Annotated in this window: 1 protein-coding gene; it reads right to left on the bottom strand. The window is 62.2% G+C overall.

The genetic code is table 11. The features are described 5' to 3' along the window. On the bottom strand, positions 1 to 1,615 hold a 1,615-nt coding region (locus VGM55_RS27075), incomplete at both ends, for a toprim domain-containing protein (RefSeq protein ID WP_331637303.1).

The raw sequence follows: 1,615 nt of genomic DNA, 5'->3' as shown, positions 1-1,615 counted from the left end.
CCGCTGGTACTGGTGCAGCAGGGCAACGCTCTGTATCAGCGTCAGGTATTTCATATGGTCGCGCCGGGTGCGCGTCTTGTCCGAGAGGAACGTCAGCTTTTCCGCATACGGATTGACCACCTTCAGCGGCCGCAGCAGCCGCTGCGCGTTCTGGTGCAGCTTTGTCAGGTAACTTTTTTCACTCACCGCCAGCAGCCTGGCCAGCGTCTGGTTATGGCGCTGCAACGCGTGTATCGCCTGCGTCTGCTCCCGGCTCTCGTTCACCGTCAGCACCAGGCAGCGGTTGAGCAGCTCTTCGTCCACATCGCTGGCGGTGGTGGTCAGCATCAGCATCACCGGCCCCTGCACCTTATACTCCCGCGTCACCAGGTCGCCGCTGGACTTGTCCTTACCGGTTGAGGCGATTTTCAGCTCACCGTCCGACTGCAACAGCTTCAGCGCATACGCCGCCTGGCGAACACCTTCTTCTTCCTCTATCGCCAGGATTTTGTGCTGAAGCGAGGTTTCTCCCAGGTAGTACAGGCTCTGCCCGGTCATCGCGCTGTACTGCACCCGTTCTTCCTCCGGGATAAGCCCCAGAACGGCATCCATCAGCGAGGATTTGCCCGCCGCCGAACTGCTCTGTATCAGCACCGCCAGCGGCCTGTCCAGCTTGCGCGACGTCGCCGCCAGATAGCCAGTTAACAGGTTGGTGGCTTCACCCACCACGCCGCACGCTGCCAGATCATTGACGATCCGTTCTGCCAGATCGGGGGATTTCAGCAGCTCAAGCGCGGCCGCTTCGTCTTCGGCCGACACGCTGACCGCCCCGGAAGCCTGCTCTGTCTCCGCCGTCCGGCGCTGTTCATCCTGCTGCTGTTCCAGCGCCAGCAGCACCCGGCCACACTCGCGTTTTATCACCGAAGCCTCACAGGCCAGCTCGTTAGCGGCACAGCTGATATACACCTGACGCTGCTTCGCGTGGTACATATCGAAGCTGTCCACGTGGAACGCGCCGGTTGATTCGTCCAGCACCTGCACGTTGACCTTCATCACTTCAGACAGGGTATTTTTCTGCCAGCCCCGTACCCGCCACTGACGCGGCCCGGAACGTAACAGCAGCTCGCCGGAGGCGGTTACTTCACCGGCGAGGGTTTCAGCCGCAGAAGGTGCCGCCTGAACGCCCGGTCGGGCAGCTAAATAAGGGATATTCTCCCCGCTGGCCATTACCGTCTCCGCTGCGGCCACCGCAGCGCTGCCCATCCTGACAGCCGACTCCAGTGCCAGACCCAGCGCACCTTCAGCATTACCGCTTTTCAGCGCGTATTCATTCGCATCCAGCCCGGCCGGGAACCGCACCCGCCAGGCGTCGATGCCGCAGCCTGCCAGTTGGTCAGCCACCGCTTCCGCACCCCGATCCCCGGCCTCGTCCCGATCGAACGCGATCAGCACCCGTTTCACCCCGTGATACTGTAGCGCCGCCAGATGCTCCGCCGTAAAGCCATTCACCCCGAAGCTGGCTACCACATGGCGGAACCCCGCGCACCAGAAGGTCATGGCGTCGATCAGTGCCTCGCACAGGATCACCTCTGACGAGGTGTTCAGCGCTTCTTCATTCCAGATCCCACACAGCGGC

It is taken from the genome of Cedecea sp. (assembly GCF_036500665.1).
Lineage (GTDB): Bacteria > Pseudomonadota > Gammaproteobacteria > Enterobacterales > Enterobacteriaceae > Cedecea.
This window is presented reverse-complemented; position numbering and strand designations above follow the sequence as displayed.